This is a genomic window from Marinomonas sp. 63XJN7_7_ISO-PGPR-S23-202, assembly GCF_056173505.1.
Map to the genome: position 1 here is coordinate 2,223,286 of NZ_CM149677.1, position 19,009 is coordinate 2,242,294.

Consider the following 19,009-nt stretch of genomic DNA (forward strand, 5'->3'; position numbering starts at 1 on the left):
CTATGAATACTTTTCATTTTACTCGTCCGGCCCGTAACGTGCCAATTGATCGAGCCCTAGTTGGCTATGTGGGATCAGGAGACCTAGAAGTCATGATCGACAACAGCGATCAGCCCCAAGCGGAGATTTATATCCATTCATCCGCTGAGCAGGGGGAGCAACGTTGGTTAAGCATCATTGAGCGTCTTGAAGTGGCACATCCATTACCTGCGATGCGCATGGATATCCATGATTTTTCTGCCACACCGGGGGTGATTCGTTTGCGTCTAGAGCAGGCTTTAGAGCAAGCCTTAGCCAAGGAGTTGTCTTATGAGTAATGGAAATGATCCAAGATTGGCCATCAGTTTTGTTGAGCAAAGTGCGAGAAAACGCGTTGAACACATACTGGATGCGGGTTCCATGCAGGAAATGGTGACGCCGTTCGATCGTGTCACCTCTCCTTGGTTAGAAATGCAAGGTATAGTGCCGCAGTTTGATGATGGTGTAGTGACGGCTCGCGGTTCGATCGATGGAAAATCGGTGGTTGCCATCGCCGTCGATGGCAGTTTTCAGGGCGGTAGCTTGGGGGAAGTGGCCGGGGCAAAAATAGCCGGCACACTTGAGTTAGCGGTCGAGGCGAATCAAGCAGGGGAATCCATTGCAGCAGTACTGATATTAGAAACCGGTGGCGTGCGGCTTCAAGAGGCCAACTTAGGCTTGGCGGCGATTGCTGAAATTCAATCGGCGATTGTTGCCTTGCGTCAGTTCCAGCCAGTTGTCGCTTTGATTACAGGTCCTGTGGGTTGCTTTGGCGGCATGTCTATTACGGCAGGCTTATGTAGCTATCTATTAATGACCCGCGAAGGTCGCCTTGGTTTGAATGGGCCTCAGGTGATTGAGCAAGAAGCAGGAGTTAGCGAGTACGACTCTCAGGATCGCCCCTTTATTTGGGGATTAACAGGAGGCGAACAACGCGATGCAACGGGCTTGATTGACGATTTTATTGACTCGGATGTCATGGAAGTGCGCGAAAAAGTCCAAGAATACCTGAGTAAAGGTGTGCCGGAGGCATTTCGTAGCGAAGCAATTCAATCCTCTTTAGATCGACTGAAAAAGGTGGACACCCGCTCACAAATAACAGCGGAAATGGCCCGTGCGATCTTGTCTAAGGAGGCGTCCCTATGAATATGTTGGCATCCCATCGAGGCCGTATTTGGTTTGATTTGCTCGCAGCACAAATGACCGTCAAAGAAGGTGCGGTGCCTTCTCTTTTGATTGGTGAGGGTGAGCTGTCCGGACGAACCTGTTCTCTATTGTTGATTCAGCCCGATGCCCATAATCGCTATCCGCGAGCACGTCATGGGGAAGTGGGGCTATTAGAAGGCTGGGCTTTAGCAGAGGCGGTTAGCCATATTGTGTCGCAAGAAGCGACGGTTGAGCCAGTACATAAATCGGCCATTATCGCTATCGTTGATGTGCCTAGCCAAGCTTATGGGCGTAGAGAAGAAGCATTGGGCATTCATCAAGCCTTGGCTGGTGCGGTATCCGCTTACGCCCAAGCGAGGCAAGCAGGCCATCCGGTTATTTCTCTATTAGTGGGGAAAGCCATGTCGGGGGCATTTTTAGCACACGGTTATCAGGCCAATAGTATTTTGGCGTTGAATGACTCAGGTGTCATGGTGCATGCCATGGGCAAAGCGGCCGCCGCACGCATCACTATGCGCTCGGAAGACGCGCTGGACGAGCTGGCCAAAACCGTACCACCTATGGCTTACGATCTTAAAAGCTTTGCCACCTTGGGGCTTATCGACCACTTTATCGATGTTAGCAGTGCCATTGCTCCCTCACCTGAAGACATTGAGTTAGTACAAAGACAATTGGTTCAAGCGGTGAAAAAACTTGGTGGTGACACCCAAATCACCAAGCGATTGCAAGGGGAAAATCGAGGGGCATCCCGTTTGGTACGTGAACGGCTTCGTGCCCAATGGAAAGGCGCGGCATCAAAATGATGACTTGGCAGGCGCACGATTTACTTTGGCTTGATCGTTCTTCGTTGATTGCCAAAGACGAAACACAGGGCTTGCCTTATTGGGTAACCGAGGGAAATGGCCCTGTTGTCGTGCGCCGCGAAAAAATGGCAACAACCAAGTTGATTGCCGTTGGTGTGCGTGGTGCCAATAAACGCCAGCGTTGCGCCGCCTATGCGTCTGTGGCTGCTGTGCAATCAAGCGTCACCCCCTATGACATAACCAAACGGCAAGCTTGGATGGAGCATCCGGATCGATTCACCATGCCCGTGTTGCAGGCGTTGGCAAGCGTCGCCCCAGTGCTGGATGGATACGATTTATCATGGGGAATAACGGGCAGCCTTGGCCATGAGTTAGCGACAGGAGAGCGGCAAATACACGCGGACAGTGATCTTGATTTAGTGATCCAATCCCCTGAGCCATTAACCAAATCTTGCGCTCGGGACATATGGCAAAACTTCGGTGAATTACCCTGTCGCTTGGATATTCAAATCGAAACCCCCACGGGGGCCATCGCGTTATTGGAGTGGGCGGGGCAGAGTCAAACGGTATTGCTGAAATCGGAAACTGGCCCCTTTTTGGTGAGAGATCCTTGGCGAGAAGAGGTGAGCTTATGACCACGGTATTTACTTTTCCCGGGCAGGGGGCGCAGCGGCCATTGATGCTGCAACATTTACCCAAGCATCCACAAGTGAGGGAGGTGATTGAGCAAGCGGAAGAGGGGTTAGGCGTTTCGTTAGGCGCTCTAGATTCTGCTGAGGCATTAAAAGACACGGTGAATGTACAGCTTAGTTTGCTTATCTGTGGGGTTGCTTGGGGTCGTTACCTGCAAGCGAATGACATCACACCCGCCTATGTTTTGGGTTTGTCTATTGGTGCCTATCCTGCCGCCGTTGTGGCTGGCTGTTTGCGTTTTACGGATGCCCTATCTCTGGTGAAAACGCGTGGAGAATTAATGAAAAGCGCTTATCCGTCTGGCTATGGCATGCTCGCCATCACAGGTACGGTGTTTGAACAAGTGCAAGCGGTGGTAGAAGCACTCCAAGATCAGGGCAAACGTATTTATCTAGCGAACTTAAATGCTCCGAAGCAATTTGTGTTAGCTGGTGATCAAGCATCACTCAAACAAGCGGCGGAGAGGGTTCGTAAAAAAGGTTCGGGGACCAGCTCGCTGCTTGATGTGGCCGTCCCGTCACATTGTCCTTTACTCAGTGCGGAATCTCAGCAGTTGTTGGAAACATTTCAGCACATCGAGCTAGACGAGCCTGTTGTACGTTATGTCAGCGCCGCCAAAGCCAGAGTGATCAAACAAGCGGGCGCCATAAAGGAAGATCTAGCGCTTAATATGGCGCAACAACTGCATTGGCATGATAGCTGCGAAATGCTCGTCGAACGCGGCGTGACCAAAGCCATTGAAATGCCGCCAGGGAGCACATTAACCAGTTTGTTTCGTAACACGCTTCGTCAGGGTGTGTGTTATAGCGTCGAAAATACCAAGTTGAATACTTTATGTTTTGGAGGAAGACAGTAAATGGAGTGAGAAAGCAAAGATAAACGGTAATGGACTCAAGATAGGGTAGCGAAAAAGAAAACCTTTTTATCCAGTAAAACAAAAATTACAAAATTGGAGAGCAGTATGATTATTTATGGAGTGGCGTTATTAGCAATCTGTACGTTAGTTGGTATTAGCATTGGGCAGGTGTTAGGGCACTTATTGGGCCTTCCTGCTAATGTTGGGGGTGTCGGCATCGCGATGATTTTATTGATTCTGTCTGGCAGTTATCTCAATAAAAAAGGAGTGATCGATCCAAAAACGGAACAGGGTGTTGAATTTTGGAGTGCGGTGTATATTCCCGTCGTGGTGGCGATGGCGGCAAAGCAGAATGTATTTGGTGCCTTTAGTGGCGGTGCCATGGCAATTAGTGCAGGTGTGACGGCGGTTGTCCTTGGTTTTGCCTTGGTGCCAGTGCTTGATCGTATGGGCAAAGAGAAGACGCAAGCGTCAACGTCCATTTCGTCTCCCTCTACTGACCGCGTCTAAGGTGACACTATGTTTGAGTCTTTATTGTTAGTTAGCACAAAATACAGCTTAATCGTCGGTTTTGCCGTAATCGGTTTGACCATGTGGTTTTCTTACTGGCTGTCCGCAAAGTTCACCCGTGGACGGGTTCATGGCTCCGCCATCGCGATTCTCTTAGGTTTAACCATGGCGTACTTCAGTGGTGCCTTTACGGGTGGGCACAAAGGGGTGGTGGATGTTCCCCTGTTGTCGGGGATTGGTTTGCTGGGTGGCTCGATGCTGCGTGACTTTGCTATTGTCGCGACCGGTTTTGGCGTCAAAATAGAAGAAATCAAACGCGCAGGGAAAAGTGGCGTATTGGCACTTTTCTTTGGCATCTTTTCTTCCTTTATCGCTGGGGCAGCCATTGCCATGGCGTTTGGTTATACAGATGCCGTTAGCATCACAACCATTGGCGCGGGGGCGATTACTTATATTGTGGGCCCGGTGACAGGAGCGGCTATTGGCGCTAGCTCCGAGGTGATGGCGCTTTCCATTGCCGCCGGTTTGGTTAAATCTATTTTAGTGATGGTGGTGACGCCGTTTGTTGCTCCCCTTATTCAACTTAATAACCCGAGAACAGCAGTGATCTTTGGGGGGCTAATGGGCACGTCGAGCGGTGTGGCAGCCGGATTGGCGGCAACAGATGCGAAGCTGGTGCCTTATGGCTGTTTAACGGCGGCTTTCTATACTGCTTTGGGCTGCCTTTTAGGGCCTTCTGTGTTGTTCTTGGCGGTAAGAGCTTTATTGCCAGGTTAGATCTATCCTCTTTTAATGTCAGTGTTGTTATTGACACACATCATCTTTAAGCCCTTTGAAAATCCTCTCAAAGGGCTTTTTTGTAAAAACGCTAAACCAAAACAAAAAAAGATAATACTTCTCGTGAAAGCATCAATTTACAGTCTGCTTACTCTCTTATGGAGATCCTTCAATGAATAAAAATAAAAGGAATGAAGACGATGAAAAAGATCCTTTCTATGAGTTTGATTGCCAGTTGCCTTGTTGCTTCTGTGCCAGTGATGGCGGCAGGTGAAAAGATCGGTTTGCTGATGTCTGACTTGCGTCTTGAACGTTGGCAAAAAGACCGTGATTTTTTTACCACAGAAGCGGAATCCTTAGGAGCTAAGGTATATACCCAATCTGCCAATGGCAGTGCCACTACCCAGATCTCTCAAATCGAAAACATGATTTCACGGGGCGTGGACGTCCTAGTGATCGTACCGCAAAATGGCGAAGTGCTAGGCAGTGTTCTTTCTGAAGCCAAAGCGGCAGGCATCAAAGTACTCGCCTATGACCGACTGATTAAGTTTGCTCATGTTGACCTATATGTGTCCTTCGATAACGTTCGTGTGGGGGAAATGCAAGCGCAAGCCTTGTTGAATCGTGTTCCTAAAGGCAACTATTTCTTACTAGGCGGCTCCCCAACGGATAATAACGCCAAAATGTTCCGTGAAGGACAAATGAAGGTGCTTCAACCGTCTATCGATGATGGCAATATCAAGATTGTCGGAGATCAATGGGCCACCGGATGGTCGGCGCAAGCAGCAATGAATATCATGGAAAATGCGTTAACCGCCAATAATAACAAGATTGATGCGGTGGTTGCTTCCAATGACTCAACGGCGGGCGGAGCGGTTCAAGCACTTGATGCACAAGGCTTGGCGGGCAAAGTGGCGATTTCCGGTCAAGATGCCGATTTAGCTGCAGTGCGTCGTATTGTCGCTGGTACGCAAACCATGACGGTTTATAAGCCCATTAAAAAAGAAGCGACCATCAGTGCTGAGTTGGCGGTGAAGCTGGCAAAAGGTGAAAAAATCAAAACCACTGGCACAGTGAATAACGGCAAAATGAACGTGCCCTCCGTCTTGCTCACTCCTATCGCAGTGGATAAGAGCAACATCGACAGTACCGTTATTGCTGACGGCTTCCATTCTCATAAAGACGTTTACAACCCTTAATTTATTGATAATAAGGCGCTCATCTGGGCGCCTTTGCTTTCAAGAGAGTGTCGATATGAAACAACCCCTATTGGATATGCGCGATATAGTGAAGAGTTTTTCCGGTGTGCGGGCGTTAAACGGTGTCAGCATAACCCTTGGAGAAGGCGAGGTATTGTCGGTTTGCGGTGAAAATGGTTCGGGCAAGTCGACCTTAATGAAAGTGTTAAGTGGTGTCTGGCCCTATGGTTCCTATGAAGGCGAGATCTATTTTCAAGGTAAGCTTATTCAGGCAAACGGTATTCGAGATACCGAAGCTCTAGGTATTGTAATCATTCACCAGGAACTAGCGCTGGTCCAAGAACTTTCCGTGATGGAGAATATTTTTTTAGGCAATGAGATCGGTTCGTTTGCACGTTTGAACGACGAGGCCATGCATCATCGCGCCAGTGAACTATTAGCGCGCGTGAAGCTAGATATACAACCCGATACCTTAGTGCGTGAGCTAGGTGTGGGCCAACAGCAGTTAGTCGAAATTGCCAAGGCACTGAATAAAAACGTCAAACTGTTGATTTTAGATGAACCGACGTCCTCTTTGACCAGTGCTGATATTCGCATTTTGCTCAATATTGTTGGTGAGCTGAAAGCCCAAGGGATTGCCTGCATTTACATTTCCCATAAATTGGATGAGGTGTTGGCGTTGTCTGATTGGGTGGCGGTGATTCGAGATGGCGATCACATTGCCACCAAGGCGGCTTCTGAGCTAACGCAACATGACATCATCGCGATGATGGTGGGACGTCAGCTAGAGGAGCTGTTTCCCCGTGAGGGCCATGAAATAGGTGAGGTGGTATTACGAGTTAATAATGCTACTGCGATACAAGCTGGCGCCTCGCGACCGCAAGTTGATGAGGTCAGTTTTGAACTGCATCGTGGGGAAATTCTGGGTATTGCTGGTTTAATTGGTTCCGGTCGAACCGAGTTAATGCAGTGCTTATATGGCTGCTATAACGGTCAGTATCGAGCCAGCATTGAGCTAGAGGGGCAGACAAAACAGATTCGTTCCCAGCGTAGTGCGTTAGCCGCGGGCATTGCCATGGTGCCAGAAGATCGCAAGCGCCACGGCATCGTTCCTATTATGAGTGTTGGACGCAATATGACCTTGTCAGTATTGGATAACTACAAGGCGAATCATTTCAGCTCAGTGTTTGGGGGCGTGGATGAAGACAAAGAATATCAAGACATAGAAGAGTACATTGCTCGCTTAAAGGTCAAAACGGCCTCTCCTGAACTGGCCATCAAACATCTCAGCGGTGGCAATCAACAAAAAGCCATCATTGCCAAATGCCTGTTAACCCATCCCAAGATTTTGATTTTAGACGAGCCAACACGTGGCATCGACGTGGGGGCGAAATACGAAATCTACAAGCTGATGTATTCACTGGTGAAAGAGGGCGTGTCCATCATCATGGTGTCGTCTGAGTTACCGGAAGTGATCGGTATTAGTGATCGCGTGTTGGTTATGCACGAAGGGAAATTAAAAGGGGAATTTGATCACCAAGGGTTAACTCAAGAAATCATTATGAATTGTGCTATCAAAGAAGGTGCCTAGGATGTTTATAAAAATAAAAACCAACCAGCTACAGCTGTTCGCCATGGTGGCGGCGATTTTGTTTATTGTCGTGTTTTTTACCATCATGACCGATGGGTCTTTTATTTCTCCTCGTAATATTTCCAATTTACTGCGTCAAACGGCCATTGTCGGCGTACTCGCGATTGGCATGGTGTTTGTTATTGTCAGTGCGGAAATCGATTTGTCCGTCGGTTCCATGATGGGCTTGTTGGGCGGTATTGCCGCGATTTTCGATGTTTGGTTTCACTTTCCCATTGCGCTCACCATTTTGTTGACCTTGGGAATCGGTTTGCTTCTGGGACTATTTAACGGCTGGTGGGTTGCCTATCAACGGGTGCCATCGTTTATTGTGACCTTGGCAGGCATGCTGGCTTTTCGTGGTGTCCTAGTTGGTTTTACCGATGGCGTGACGGTGGCACCGACATCCAGCGCCATGTCTGTGATTGGTCAAAGTTATATCCCATTTAGCTGGGGCATCAGCGTGGTCAGCCTATTATGTTTGGGGCTATTAGCTAGAGTATATTCGCGTCGTAAGGCTAAACAACAGCACGGTGTGCGCAATCAATCCGCCAAGTTTGAATACAGCAAAGCCATTGCCATGGTGGTGGCACTATTGGCTTTAGTCTTTATTTTGGACCATTACCGGGGCATTCCAACGCCTATTTTGCTTATGGGTGGTTTGATCATAATCCTGACCTATGTTGCCAAACGTACGGCTTTCGGTCGTCGAGTCTATGCCATTGGCGGTAATATCGAAGCGACACGTATGTCTGGTGTGAATGTTGAGCGCACTAAAATGTTGGTGTTTGGGCTAAATGGCATCATGGTGGCGGTGGCCGCCTTAATTTTAACTTCTCGATTAGGGGCAGGCTCGCCAGCGGCAGGAAACATGGCAGAACTGGATGCCATTGCCGCGTGTGTGATTGGCGGAACCAGTTTAGCGGGCGGAGTTGGTACCGTCTTCGGTGCCATTATGGGGGCGCTTATTATGTCGAGCTTGGATAACGGCATGAGTATGTTAGATGTGCCAACTTTTTGGCAATTGATCGTAAAAGGGGCGATTTTATTATTGGCCGTTTGGCTGGATGTAAAAACCAAAAAAGCCCGCTAAGCCACGTTTAACTATTTGAGAAGAGAGCACAATTATGTATTTAGGAATCGACCTTGGTACCTCCGCCGTTAAAGTGATTTTATTGACAGAAGCAGGGCGTGTCGCCGCCAGTTACTCCGCCCCATTAAGTGTCTCAAGACCCCACGCCTTATGGTCTGAGCAAAACCCAGAGGCTTGGTGGCAGGCTACTGATGACGCCATGCTGGCTCTGGCGGCTGAACATAATTTGCAGGAGGTTAAATCCATTGGTTTGTCGGGGCAAATGCATGGAGCCACTTTGCTAGATAAAGACAATAGGGTGCTAAGGCCCGCCATCTTATGGAACGATGGTCGTGCCTTTGAAGCCTGTCAACGATTACAGCAACATTGTCCCGATGTTCAGGGGATTACTGGCAATCTAGTCATGCCGGGCTTTACCGCACCGAAATTGCTTTGGGTTAAACAGCATGAGCCGGAGATTTACCAACAAACCGCGAAGGTATTATTACCCAAAGATTATTTGCGCCTGCGCATGACAGGGGAATTTGCCACAGATGTGTCGGATGCCTCAGGCACCCTTTGGCTAGACATGGAGCAGCGAGCCTGGAGTGAGCGCATGCTGGCAGCAACGGGTCTTACAGTAGAGCAGATGCCAAAGGTATTTGAAGGGCCAGAAATCACCGGAGAGTTGGATAAAACCTTGGCCCAGCGTTGGTCTTTACCCGTGGTGCCCGTGGTCGCTGGAGGAGGTGACAATGCCGCCGGCGCGGTGGGCATGGGCGTGGTGTCAGAGGGACAAACCATGTTGTCTCTGGGTACCTCTGGGGTGATCTTCTCTGTGAGTGATGGTTTTACGGCGAACCCTGCAATGGCGCTTCACAGCTTTGGGCATGCGTTACCCAATACATGGCATACTATGTCGGTGATTTTAAGTGCTGCCAGCTGTATGGACTGGGTCGCAAAACTCACAGGTTTTACGAGTGTGCCTGCGGCATTTCAAGCCCTAGAAGCGCATCAAGGGGCTTTTCGCCCAGTAACGTTTTTACCTTATTTGAGTGGCGAACGAACGCCCCATAATGACCCTAATGCCAAAGGCGTGTTTTGGGGGATGACTCACGAAACTGAAGCGCTGGATCTGGTCAATGCCGTATTAGAAGGCGTGACTTTTGCTTTACTGGACGGTCTGGATGCCGTGCGCTCGGTACAAAGTATTGGGGACAGTATTGATGTGATTGGTGGTGGGGCAAAAAGTGCCTATTGGTTGCAACTGCTGGCGGATATATTGGCTGTGCCCATGGATTACCGACAAGGGGGTAATGTTGGCCCGTCTTTAGGGGCGGCCCGTTTAGCGGCCCTTGGCGTGCAAGGTTTGGCGTCTGTTCATGAGGTTTGCTTTCAGCCGGAATTGATAAAACGTTATGAACCTCGTGTTCATATGCTGGATCAATACGAGGAAAAACGGGCTCGTTTTCAGTCTTTATATCAAGGAGTAAAAGGACTCTTATAAGTTTGCTTTAGCTGAGAAATTCAACTATCTATCACCGACGTTAATAAAAATAAGAGATGGAATATGTTTGAAAAACGTTATCGACTTAACTTGGTGTTCAATGCCAATAAGGTATACGACCGACAAGTAATCGAAGGGATTGGCGAATATTTGCAAGCGGCTCAATGTGATTGGGACGTGTACTTTGAAGACGATTTTCGTTATCGCTTAGATGGTTTAAAAAATTGGCAAGGAGACGGAATTATTGCTGATTTTGATAATCCAGAAGTGGAAGAACTCCTTAAGGACACAACAATTCCGACGGTCGCCGTGGGAGGCTCCTACCATCACAAAGAAGACTATCCACGTTTTCCCTATGTGGCGACCGATAATGGAGCCTTGGTCAAGCTGGCTTATGACCACTTAAAGCGCAAAGGTTTGCCTCAGTTTGCTTTTTACGGCGTACCGAGTACCCCGTTCACCCGTTGGTCCAATGAGCGGGAATACGCCTTTGTTGAGCAGGTCAGTGCGGATGGCTTTGAGCCTTATGTGTATCAGGGGCTTTGTACCTCGGCGGAGTGTTGGCAAAGCGCCCAGCAGGATTTAGAAGGCTGGTTGATGAGCTTGCCAAAACCCATTGGCATCATTGCTGTTACGGATTCCCGTGCCCGTCATCTATTACAAGCCTGTGATCACCTGAATATTCTTGTACCTGAAGAAGTGGCGGTGGTCGGCATAGACAACGAAAACATGGCCAGATATTTAAACCGTACGGCTTTGTCATCGGTGCAGCAGGGTTGTAAGAAAATGGGCTACGAGGCGGCCAAAATACTGCATCGAAATCTGCAAGGATACGCCGCTGAAAAGGCGCTCGTGGTGGTCAGCCCTGTGGGCATAGAAGATCGTCAGTCGTCGGATTTTCGTGCGTTAAAAGACCCTTTTGTCATGCAAGCGATGCACTTCATTCGTCATAATGCTTGTCGAGGGGTGAAAGTTGCACAAGTCGTCGACTTTGTGGGCATCTCCCGTACCAACCTAGAAACCCGCTTTACCGAAGAAATAGGTTGTTCTATGCATGAACAGCTGCACATGACCAAGTTTTACCGCGCCTGTGAACTGATCACTTCTACCGATTTGCCCTTTGATGAAATCGCCCGCACTTGTGGTTACCCTTCCGTGCAATACATGTACACAGTCACAAGGAAAAACCTTGGCATGACACCAGGGGAATATCGCGTGTCGTCGCGGCTTGCCAAGGAGTAGGGTAATACTAAGACGCCATTTTTATCGCAGCGATGGCTAAGAGGCCTCCCGACGCCGCTTCTAGCCCTCTGCGAGATTTATCTGACATCTGTTTTCTCGAAGTGGCTCTAACTGCTATCAGTCCAATACCACTGTAAGCAAAGGCACAACAGATAATGAATATGGCTGAGAGAGTTAAAGATTGGAATACAATATGGTTATGGGAGGTCATAAATTGTGGCAGGATAGTCAAATACACCAAAAGGCCTTTGGGGTTTAGAAAGCTGGTGAGAAAACCACGGAATAAGGAAGCCGGTGGCGATTTAGGCACATCAGTAACCAATTTAGCGGTACAGGCCGATTTCAGCATTTGAAATGCCAAATAAGACAGATAAACCACTCCAGCCCATTTGAGTATAGTAAACAATGTGTGTGAAGCGGCGACAATAGCGGCAACACCAAATGCAGATAGTACAGCGTGAGCAGAGTAACCTAACAACAGCCCGCATACTGCCTTCATCATGCTAGAGTAACCACCTGATAAGCCTTGAGATATGGCATACATAATATCAGGGCCAGGAGTGAAAATTAATGGTAAAACGGTAATCAAAAATAATAGATCTGTGCTCCATGACATATCTAAATCCTATTTAAATAATGATTTTAAATAATGATTTTAAATAATGATTTTAAATAATGATTTTAAATAATATTATAATTATATAATCAAAAAAGCTTAGCGTTTTTATACTACGCCAAGCTTTTCAGCGTCCAGAGAGCCAGCCGAGTAGCCTATGCGCATCATGATACATTTAGCACCCTCGACCCCCACTCTCTCAATCAGCTCATGGCGTAATGCTCCGAATGCAGTAGAGCGCAGCATAACCATGCTCTGATCATCGAACCAAATACGAGCATCTTCGTCAGAGAAACGTAGATAACGCCGGAGGTCTGCGGGTGTTGGGGGGCTCGTTTCATATGCTTGCATGGCTCTAATAAAGGGCTCGACTACGGGGGGCAGGGTTGAATGGCTCATGCTTTCTCCTATTATTTTTGTTGTACGCAGCGATTGCTGCGAGAGGATGAGAGACATTAATTTCGATCATCAAACTTTCCCATGTTCATCAACAAAGATCAAGTTGACGTACGCTCGACTAAACTAAACTCTCGCAAATCCAACCGTTTAGCGCCTTCCAATGTAACAGGCATGATGCTTGCGTTTTGAATAACTGCTTGACGAGACATCAAGGTCAGCGCCCTCTAATAACAATAATCGTACCGGGAGATTTGCTATGCGCCACTGGTATCACCAAGGCAATAGCTTCATAAATACATGATTTAAAATCCTTGTTGATGATGAAAAAGCGTAACTTGGGTGGATTGAAATATCACGTGTTGTCGCGGCTTGCTAAGGAGTAAAGGCGACGTTAAGTGGCATTCGATCCGCTTTCTCTATAACCCTTTGGCTATAAAGAAAGCGGAGTCAAAGCTTATTCTGAGCGGTAAGGCGTGATGGTCTCAATGCTACCATCGTCATTGTGAGTTAAAGGGGTCATTTTAATGGAGCGCAAGTGGGTAATGCCTTTTGACAGCACGGAGTCATGGTAAAAAAGATACCATTGTCCGTAGTACTCACAGATGGAATGGTGAGTCGTCCAGCCAATCACGGGGTTTAAAATTCTACCTGCGTAGGTAAAGGGACCATACGGGTTGTCTCCAATGGAATAGCAGATGTAATGGGTATTCCCCGTAGAATAAGAGAAATAATATTTGCCGTTATGTTTGTGCATCCAAGAGGCTTCAAAGAAACGACGATCATGGTCCTGCGCGAGTAATGGCTCACCGTCTTCATCCAGTATTTGTAGATGACGTGGTGTCTCCGCAAAGGAAGTCATATCGCTGTCTAAGCGGGCTACAATTGGGCACAGAGCCGGACTGTTATCCGTCGGCTCATCATACTCCACACTATATTGGTTGTTTCTGTAGTGCTGTAATTGTCCTCCCCAAATCCCGCCATAGTACATATAGTATTGGCCGTCATCGTCCTCAAATACCGCCGGATCAATCGAATAACTGCCTGGAATCGCTTCTGGTTCCGCTTTGAATGGGCCTTTTGGTGAATTACTGATGGCCACACCAATTTGAAAAAGGCCGTTATCACGCTTGGCAGGAAAATAGAGGTAATACTGGCCATCTTTTTGGGCTGCATCGGGGGCCCACATTTGTCGGCTAGCCCAAGGTACGTCTTTTACATCCAAAGCAACACCATTGTCTACGGCTGGGCTTTGTGGCGAATCTAATGAAATAACATGATAGTCTGTCATACCAAAATGATCGCCATTGTCATTAAATGGAATGCCCGCCTCAATATCATGGGAAGGGTAGATATAGATTTTTCCGTCAAACACATGAGCGGATGGGTCCGCCGTGTAGATGTGTTCAACGAGGGGCTGCGATAGCGCCCGTTGTTTTAAGTCTTCAACGATTTCTGGAGCAAGTTGTTCTTCAGACATGATTCATCCTTGTTGGTAAAGCAAAACAGTCGTTATTGAGCGGATCGACGGCGGGCATTCAAATCTTCTTCGATTTGATTTTCTACCTGTTTATTTATGCCGTAGAAAGCTAAGCAGCCAACCGCAAGAAAGAAGGGCAGCGAGGCAAACAGGCTGACAGCGGTTTTAATGCCTTCTATGGTGTCTGCATTTTGCACATGAAGAGATGCATCGTAGCCGTAATGCGCTAAAAGCCCAGCCACTAAAGAGCCGCCAATGGTTAAGCCGACTTTTAGGCCAAGAATCATGGCAGAAAAAATAATGGCGGTTGCTCGTCGGTTGTTTTTCCATTCAGAATAATCAGCAACATCGGCAATCATCGCCCAAAGCAGTGGGATGGTAATGCCATAGAAAAAGCCATGGAGTATTTGAGAAAGAAACACCAAGCCAATGCTATTTGCAGAGAGAAATTTGAACACTAAAACAAATAAGGTGGAAAGAAACAGGGCGCTACCGAAGACATTACGCTTGCCAAAGGTGTCCGCCAGTTTTTTGGAAAAGCCAATACCAACGATCATCATGATAATGCCAACCCCATTAAACACACTGAAAGCTGAGGTTGGAGCATCTTTAGGCCACTTAAATGACGATAACCCGAGAGTATTGAGTACATGATTTAGATTGGTAATAAGATCATTAAATCCAATGTTCTGTAAAAATAAAGTCAATTGAGCTTCGTTAAGATAGTTCTCAAAGTAATAAATATACATGCCACCTTTTAAGGCAAGCGTGATGAAAATCAATATGGTGACCAACAACATAATCACCCAAGGCATATTCTTAAAGAGATCGGTAACATCGACCAAAATGGCATTTCTTTTCGTACTAACGGGAAGAATGCGTTCTTTGGTGGTCGCAAAGGTAATCAAAAAGAAAATGGTACCGACGATGGAAAACAATAACATGGTATTGTGGAAGCCTGTGGCTTTGTCACCATCGCCTAGAATGAGTACTAATGGTAACAGCAGTACCTGAATAACAAATTGCGCCACCATAACGGCGACAAAACGGTAAGACGATAAGCTATTGCGCTCCGTCATACGGCTGGTCAATACACCACTCAATGCGGAGTAAGGTAAATTGTTGGCAGCGTAGATCATTAAGAGAGCAATATACGTGACAAACGCGTAAATCACTTTACCATTGTCTCCGAAATCGGGGGTGCTGAAGGCTAACAAAGCCACCGCGCCAAAAGGAATGGATGTCCACAAAATCCAAGGCCGAAACTTTCCCCAACGAGTTTGTGTACGGTCTGCAATGATTCCCATGACGGGCGTAAAAAAGGCACCAAACATACCGCCAAAGGCAATAATGGCCGTGGCTTTTCCTGCCGAAATGCCATAAACGTCGGTATAGAAAAAAGCCAAGAAGGTTAATAATGTCTGAAAAATCAAGTTAGCCGCTAAATCGCCAAGGCTATAGCCCACTTTCTCAATCACAGACAATTTATGAGAGTAGGTAGGAAGAATCGTATCTTTTGGTTGCGCTACGGAAAGAGTCATAGTTGTCGTCTTCTTTTTTTATTATTTAAAAGAGATCCAGCACGATGTTTAACACACAAATCGTGCTGGACGCTTTCTAATTAAGGATAAATATAACCATTGACCATATTTTCTAGCATCTCCTGACGGCCCGAGACAGGTTTAGGGTCGAGATCATGTTCAACGGCGTAGTTGGCAAGATCTTGTAGCGAGAGCTTGCCACTGAGAATGTCGCTGCCGAGTGTGTCGTTCCACTTGGCGTAGCGTTGCTCAACAAGCTTAGACAGGGTTTCCCCTTCGATCATCTTCACCGCACGTTGCAGAGACAAGGCGAGGGTATCCATGGCACCAATGTGTGCGTGGAACATGTCTTCAAGGTCAGTGGATTGGCGACGCAGTTTGGTGTCGAACATATAGCCACCGGTTTTAAATCCTCCCGCTTTGAGAATCTCATAAGTGACTAGGGTGTATTCTTCCACGCTGGTTGGGAATTGATCGGTATCCCAGCCTAGTTGCGCATCCCCTTGGTTGGCATCCACCGAGCCTAAAATCCCCAATGAACAAGCGGTGGCGATTTCATGGTGGAAGCTGTGGCCCGCCAGCGTGGCATGGTTGGCCTCAATGTTGACTTTGATTTCTTTCTCAAGCCCAAACTCTTTTAGGAAGCCATAAACCGTGGCGGTATCGTAATCGTATTGGTGCTTGGTTGGCTCAGCGGGTTTGGGTTCGATCAGTAAAGTGCCAGCAAAGCCTATTTTGTGTTTATGTTCGACCACCATTTGCATAAAGCGTCCCAACTGAGCCCGCTCTCGTTTTAGGTCGGTATTGAGCAGGGTTTCGTAGCCTTCGCGGCCACCCCATAACACGTAGTTTTCACCGTTAAGGGCATGAGTCGCATTCATCGCATGAAAGACTTGTGTTGCGGCATAGGTAAAAATGTCTGGGTTTGGGTTAGAGGCCGCGCCAGACATATAGCGTGGATGAGAAAAGGCATTGGCTGTGCCCCACAACAGCTTTAAGCCCGTTGTTTCTTGTTTGGCTTGTAGTACTTCTACCATCTCGGAAAAATTACGAATGTATTCTTTTAGAGACGATCCTTCTGGACTGACATCCACATCGTGAAAACTGTAGTAACCAATACCCAGTTTGCTAAAAAACTCAAAGGCTGCATCCGCTTTTAGCTTGGCAGCCTCCATTGGATTAGACGGCTTATTCCAAGGGCGGTCAAAGGTATTCGCACCAAACACATCGCTCCCAGACCAACAGAAGTTATGCCAATAACAGGCTGCCATTCTTAGGTGTTCCGCCATGCTTTTGCCCATGATGACCCTTTTGGCATCATAATGTTTAAAAGCAAAAGGATTATGTGACTCGGTCCCCTCGTATTGTATAAAAGGGATGTTTTGGAAGATCTCGCTCATGTTGAACTCCTGATGAATTTTTTGTTCTTATCTCATCTTCATCATTGTTTTTTTGAGCGGTGGCTTCAATTACGAAATTTTCTCTAGGGATTATTGATTTTCAGTATTGAGTAGGGTGGAGTAATGGTCGGGCTTGACCGTTCAGGGCAATAGCTTGGCTATCACAAAGCCAGTAAATAAAGCGATGCTCATGGAAAATAACGAGCCCAGCATAACGTATTCGGTAAACTTCCTATCGTGGGCTTCCCGTAGGTCCCCCATACGAAAAATGGACTTAGCCGCGAGCACAAAGCCAACCGCCGTGTATTGACCGTTTAACACAAAGGTCAGGACCAACACGCGCTCAATGTAACCTAAATATTGGCCAGCGTTACTTAAGGATTCTGTTTTTTTGTCATGGGTGATGGCGCCGGTGGTGTTTAAATCCGCCGACCATTTAGACAGAATCTCACCGACCACAATAGAGGCAGGTTTGAGCATCATTACATAAGCTAAGGTGATAAGGAAAAAGTGGTTGTAATCGACTTTATCCGCGAGCATGGTGAGTTGCGAAAGCGCGTTCTCGTATAGATAGAGCCATACGAACACAAGGGTGACGACATGGAGAAACTGGTCAAGCAGGAACCAGCGAAAACCTCGGCCTATTTTGATTTTTGCGTAATCGATTGCACCATGGGCGAGGGCAACGATGACACCGATAAGGAATGAAGCTGAGAGGCTGGTAGTGGTCGCGCATGCCAAGATTAGCAACACAATCACCCCATGAACAAGGGCATGACAATACAAAGAGCGCGAGCGGCCTTGGCGCACGTTTTTATCTTTCACCCAAGAATCGGGCTGTAAAAAGAAATCGCCAAGCACATGACCGAGCAACAACATAAGCAACACAGACAAACCATCGACCTGAAGCATCCCAATCTCCTTTATAAGCCAGTTTCTAATACCGCCAAGGTGTCTAGTATCAAGGTGGCATTCGCCCGTTGTAACCGTGAGGCGAGTGAACGGCGATGAATGCCTGTTTTGTCTGACAACGCATCTTGAGTTAAGTCGGGGTAGAGGAGGCGAGGGAACAAGACTTCAGCCTGTTTTTCACTCAGTCCAGTGAGAATAGAGTCTAAGTAGCGTACCAATAATTCATCGCTGGGGCTCATATTATGGGCTGTCGACAAAGAGATTTTGAGCCGCTCTTCTTTCATGTCTTTTAACGCTCTGCCAGACAGTTGAAAGGCTTCGCCCTTGGCGGTTTTTCTCAGTTCGCTTTCGATCTGTTTATAGCCACCAATGCCTACAGAGACACGGGCATCCGCACCTTTAACGGTTTTCATCAGGGTGAGCCTTAATAGCACTGCGCAGCGTAGGGCCTCTTTTGGGCTGGGGACAAACACCTGAAATTCATCGCCGCGAAACACATCGCCTTGGGCATGGAAGGTTTCTTGTAAAACAGTAATCGTCTGTTCAATTTGCTGCAAACACGCTTGGTGCTCTGCATCCGATAGGGCGCTGGAATTGACGATGTCTCCTGTGACAACACCGCCTGTACTCAGACTATAGGTAGCATCATTGGCTGTTTCAATACTGTTGAGTGATGTCATCGAATTCTCCTCCTACGACAGCCTCTTATATGGCAAAACCTAATCTAATGGCTTTTCAGATAGACTATCAAAGCATAAACTTTTGACCAAAGCTAGTTTGGTCAAAAAATAGTAACCAAATTAATCTTGGTCACTATTTGCTGGATGAGGAAGTGTTGATTTGATCCATCCACGTTATTCGCTTATGGATTATTGATTGATAAGTTCTTTATTAGAAACGCCTATGTGACGCTTTGTTTTTGCTAGTTGGCTTTCGTTTGCTTGTCTTTGGTTTGATTGACAATCAAAGTACGCTCTTTCAAAAACAGGGTAAAGAAAATAGCAAACATGAATAGGCTCATGCCACCAGCGGACCACCATAGAACCACGGGTAGCCCGAAGATGCATTGCACAAGAATAATCCCAGCGGCAGGTCCGATCAAAAACAGCGCCATGGCGCGTAATCGCCATAACGCCTGTATGCTAGGAGATGATGATCGGGAGGCCATTAGAATAGCCTCCCTACCGTTA

The 19,009-nt window shown here is 47.4% G+C and carries 20 protein-coding genes; 12 read left to right on the forward strand and 8 right to left on the reverse strand.

Annotated features, from left to right (window positions below):
* Positions 1–2: 2 nt before the first annotated feature.
* From mdcC to AC0VYG_RS10300, 12 genes are all read left to right on the forward strand, one after another.
* Entirely contained in the window at positions 3–317 is a 315-nt protein-coding gene (mdcC, locus tag AC0VYG_RS10245; RefSeq protein WP_067017244.1) for a malonate decarboxylase acyl carrier protein, read from the forward strand.
* A complete protein-coding gene (locus tag AC0VYG_RS10250) occupies positions 310–1,164 on the forward strand; it encodes a biotin-independent malonate decarboxylase subunit beta (RefSeq protein ID WP_475432175.1) in 855 nt (284 codons plus the stop codon). Before mdcC ends, AC0VYG_RS10250 begins: the two co-directional genes overlap by 8 nt.
* A complete protein-coding gene (mdcE, locus tag AC0VYG_RS10255; protein WP_475432176.1) occupies positions 1,161–1,988 on the forward strand; it encodes a biotin-independent malonate decarboxylase subunit gamma in 828 nt (275 codons plus the stop codon). The genes AC0VYG_RS10250 and mdcE overlap by 4 nt, the downstream gene beginning before the upstream one ends.
* On the forward strand, positions 1,985–2,623 hold the full coding sequence (locus tag AC0VYG_RS10260) for a malonate decarboxylase holo-ACP synthase (protein ID WP_475432177.1): 639 nt from the start codon (positions 1,985–1,987) through the stop codon (positions 2,621–2,623). Before mdcE ends, AC0VYG_RS10260 begins: the two co-directional genes overlap by 4 nt.
* Entirely contained in the window at positions 2,620–3,537 is a 918-nt protein-coding gene (gene mdcH / locus AC0VYG_RS10265) for a malonate decarboxylase subunit epsilon (protein ID WP_475432178.1), read from the forward strand. The genes AC0VYG_RS10260 and mdcH overlap by 4 nt, the downstream gene beginning before the upstream one ends.
* Positions 3,538–3,642: 105 nt before the next feature.
* Positions 3,643–4,047 carry a malonate transporter subunit MadL gene (madL, locus tag AC0VYG_RS10270; protein WP_475432179.1) on the forward strand — a complete coding sequence of 135 codons (405 nt, stop codon included), beginning with the start codon at positions 3,643–3,645 and terminating at the stop codon, positions 4,045–4,047.
* 9 nt (positions 4,048–4,056) lie between these two features.
* Complete coding sequence (gene madM, locus AC0VYG_RS10275) at positions 4,057–4,824, forward strand: malonate transporter subunit MadM (protein WP_067343026.1); 768 nt, start codon at positions 4,057–4,059, stop codon at positions 4,822–4,824.
* Between the two features lie 200 nt (positions 4,825–5,024).
* A complete protein-coding gene (gene xylF / locus AC0VYG_RS10280; protein ID WP_475432180.1) occupies positions 5,025–6,023 on the forward strand; it encodes a D-xylose ABC transporter substrate-binding protein in 999 nt (332 codons plus the stop codon).
* A gap of 55 nt (positions 6,024–6,078) precedes the next feature.
* Positions 6,079–7,614, forward strand: a complete 1,536-nt coding sequence (locus tag AC0VYG_RS10285) for a xylose ABC transporter ATP-binding protein (RefSeq protein WP_475432181.1) — start codon at positions 6,079–6,081, stop codon at positions 7,612–7,614.
* A 1-nt stretch (position 7,615) separates the two neighbouring features.
* Entirely contained in the window at positions 7,616–8,746 is a 1,131-nt protein-coding gene (locus tag AC0VYG_RS10290; protein WP_475432182.1) for a sugar ABC transporter permease, read from the forward strand.
* 34 nt (positions 8,747–8,780) lie between these two features.
* Positions 8,781–10,232, forward strand: a complete 1,452-nt coding sequence (xylB, locus tag AC0VYG_RS10295; RefSeq protein WP_475432183.1) for a xylulokinase — start codon at positions 8,781–8,783, stop codon at positions 10,230–10,232.
* 63 nt (positions 10,233–10,295) lie between these two features.
* Positions 10,296–11,474, forward strand: coding sequence for a XylR family transcriptional regulator (locus AC0VYG_RS10300; protein ID WP_475432184.1), 1,179 nt, complete (start codon positions 10,296–10,298; stop codon positions 11,472–11,474).
* A gap of 7 nt (positions 11,475–11,481) precedes the next feature.
* On the opposite strand, the gene AC0VYG_RS10305 is transcribed toward AC0VYG_RS10300, so the two are convergent.
* The 8 genes from AC0VYG_RS10305 to AC0VYG_RS10340 form a co-directional block, all read right to left on the reverse strand.
* Positions 11,482–12,090, reverse strand: coding sequence for a LysE family translocator (locus AC0VYG_RS10305; protein WP_475432185.1), 609 nt, complete (start codon positions 12,088–12,090; stop codon positions 11,482–11,484).
* A gap of 108 nt (positions 12,091–12,198) precedes the next feature.
* Positions 12,199–12,489 carry a XylR N-terminal domain-containing protein gene (locus AC0VYG_RS10310; RefSeq protein ID WP_475432186.1) on the reverse strand — a complete coding sequence of 97 codons (291 nt, stop codon included), beginning with the start codon at positions 12,487–12,489 and terminating at the stop codon, positions 12,199–12,201.
* A gap of 454 nt (positions 12,490–12,943) precedes the next feature.
* Positions 12,944–13,966: a glycoside hydrolase family 43 protein gene (locus AC0VYG_RS10315; RefSeq protein WP_475432187.1), complete on the reverse strand. Its 1,023-nt coding sequence runs from the start codon at positions 13,964–13,966 to the stop codon at positions 12,944–12,946.
* Between the two features lie 32 nt (positions 13,967–13,998).
* On the reverse strand, positions 13,999–15,507 hold the full coding sequence (locus tag AC0VYG_RS10320) for an MFS transporter (RefSeq protein ID WP_475432188.1): 1,509 nt from the start codon (positions 15,505–15,507) through the stop codon (positions 13,999–14,001).
* An 80-nt stretch (positions 15,508–15,587) separates the two neighbouring features.
* Positions 15,588–16,907 carry a xylose isomerase gene (gene xylA / locus AC0VYG_RS10325; protein WP_475432189.1) on the reverse strand — a complete coding sequence of 440 codons (1,320 nt, stop codon included), beginning with the start codon at positions 16,905–16,907 and terminating at the stop codon, positions 15,588–15,590.
* A gap of 141 nt (positions 16,908–17,048) precedes the next feature.
* On the reverse strand, positions 17,049–17,819 hold the full coding sequence (locus AC0VYG_RS10330) for a DUF3307 domain-containing protein (RefSeq protein WP_475432190.1): 771 nt from the start codon (positions 17,817–17,819) through the stop codon (positions 17,049–17,051).
* A gap of 11 nt (positions 17,820–17,830) precedes the next feature.
* Complete coding sequence (locus AC0VYG_RS10335) at positions 17,831–18,499, reverse strand: hypothetical protein (protein ID WP_475432191.1); 669 nt, start codon at positions 18,497–18,499, stop codon at positions 17,831–17,833.
* A 242-nt stretch (positions 18,500–18,741) separates the two neighbouring features.
* Positions 18,742–18,987 carry a hypothetical protein gene (locus tag AC0VYG_RS10340; RefSeq protein ID WP_475432192.1) on the reverse strand — a complete coding sequence of 82 codons (246 nt, stop codon included), beginning with the start codon at positions 18,985–18,987 and terminating at the stop codon, positions 18,742–18,744.
* Positions 18,988–19,009: the final 22 nt, after the last annotated feature.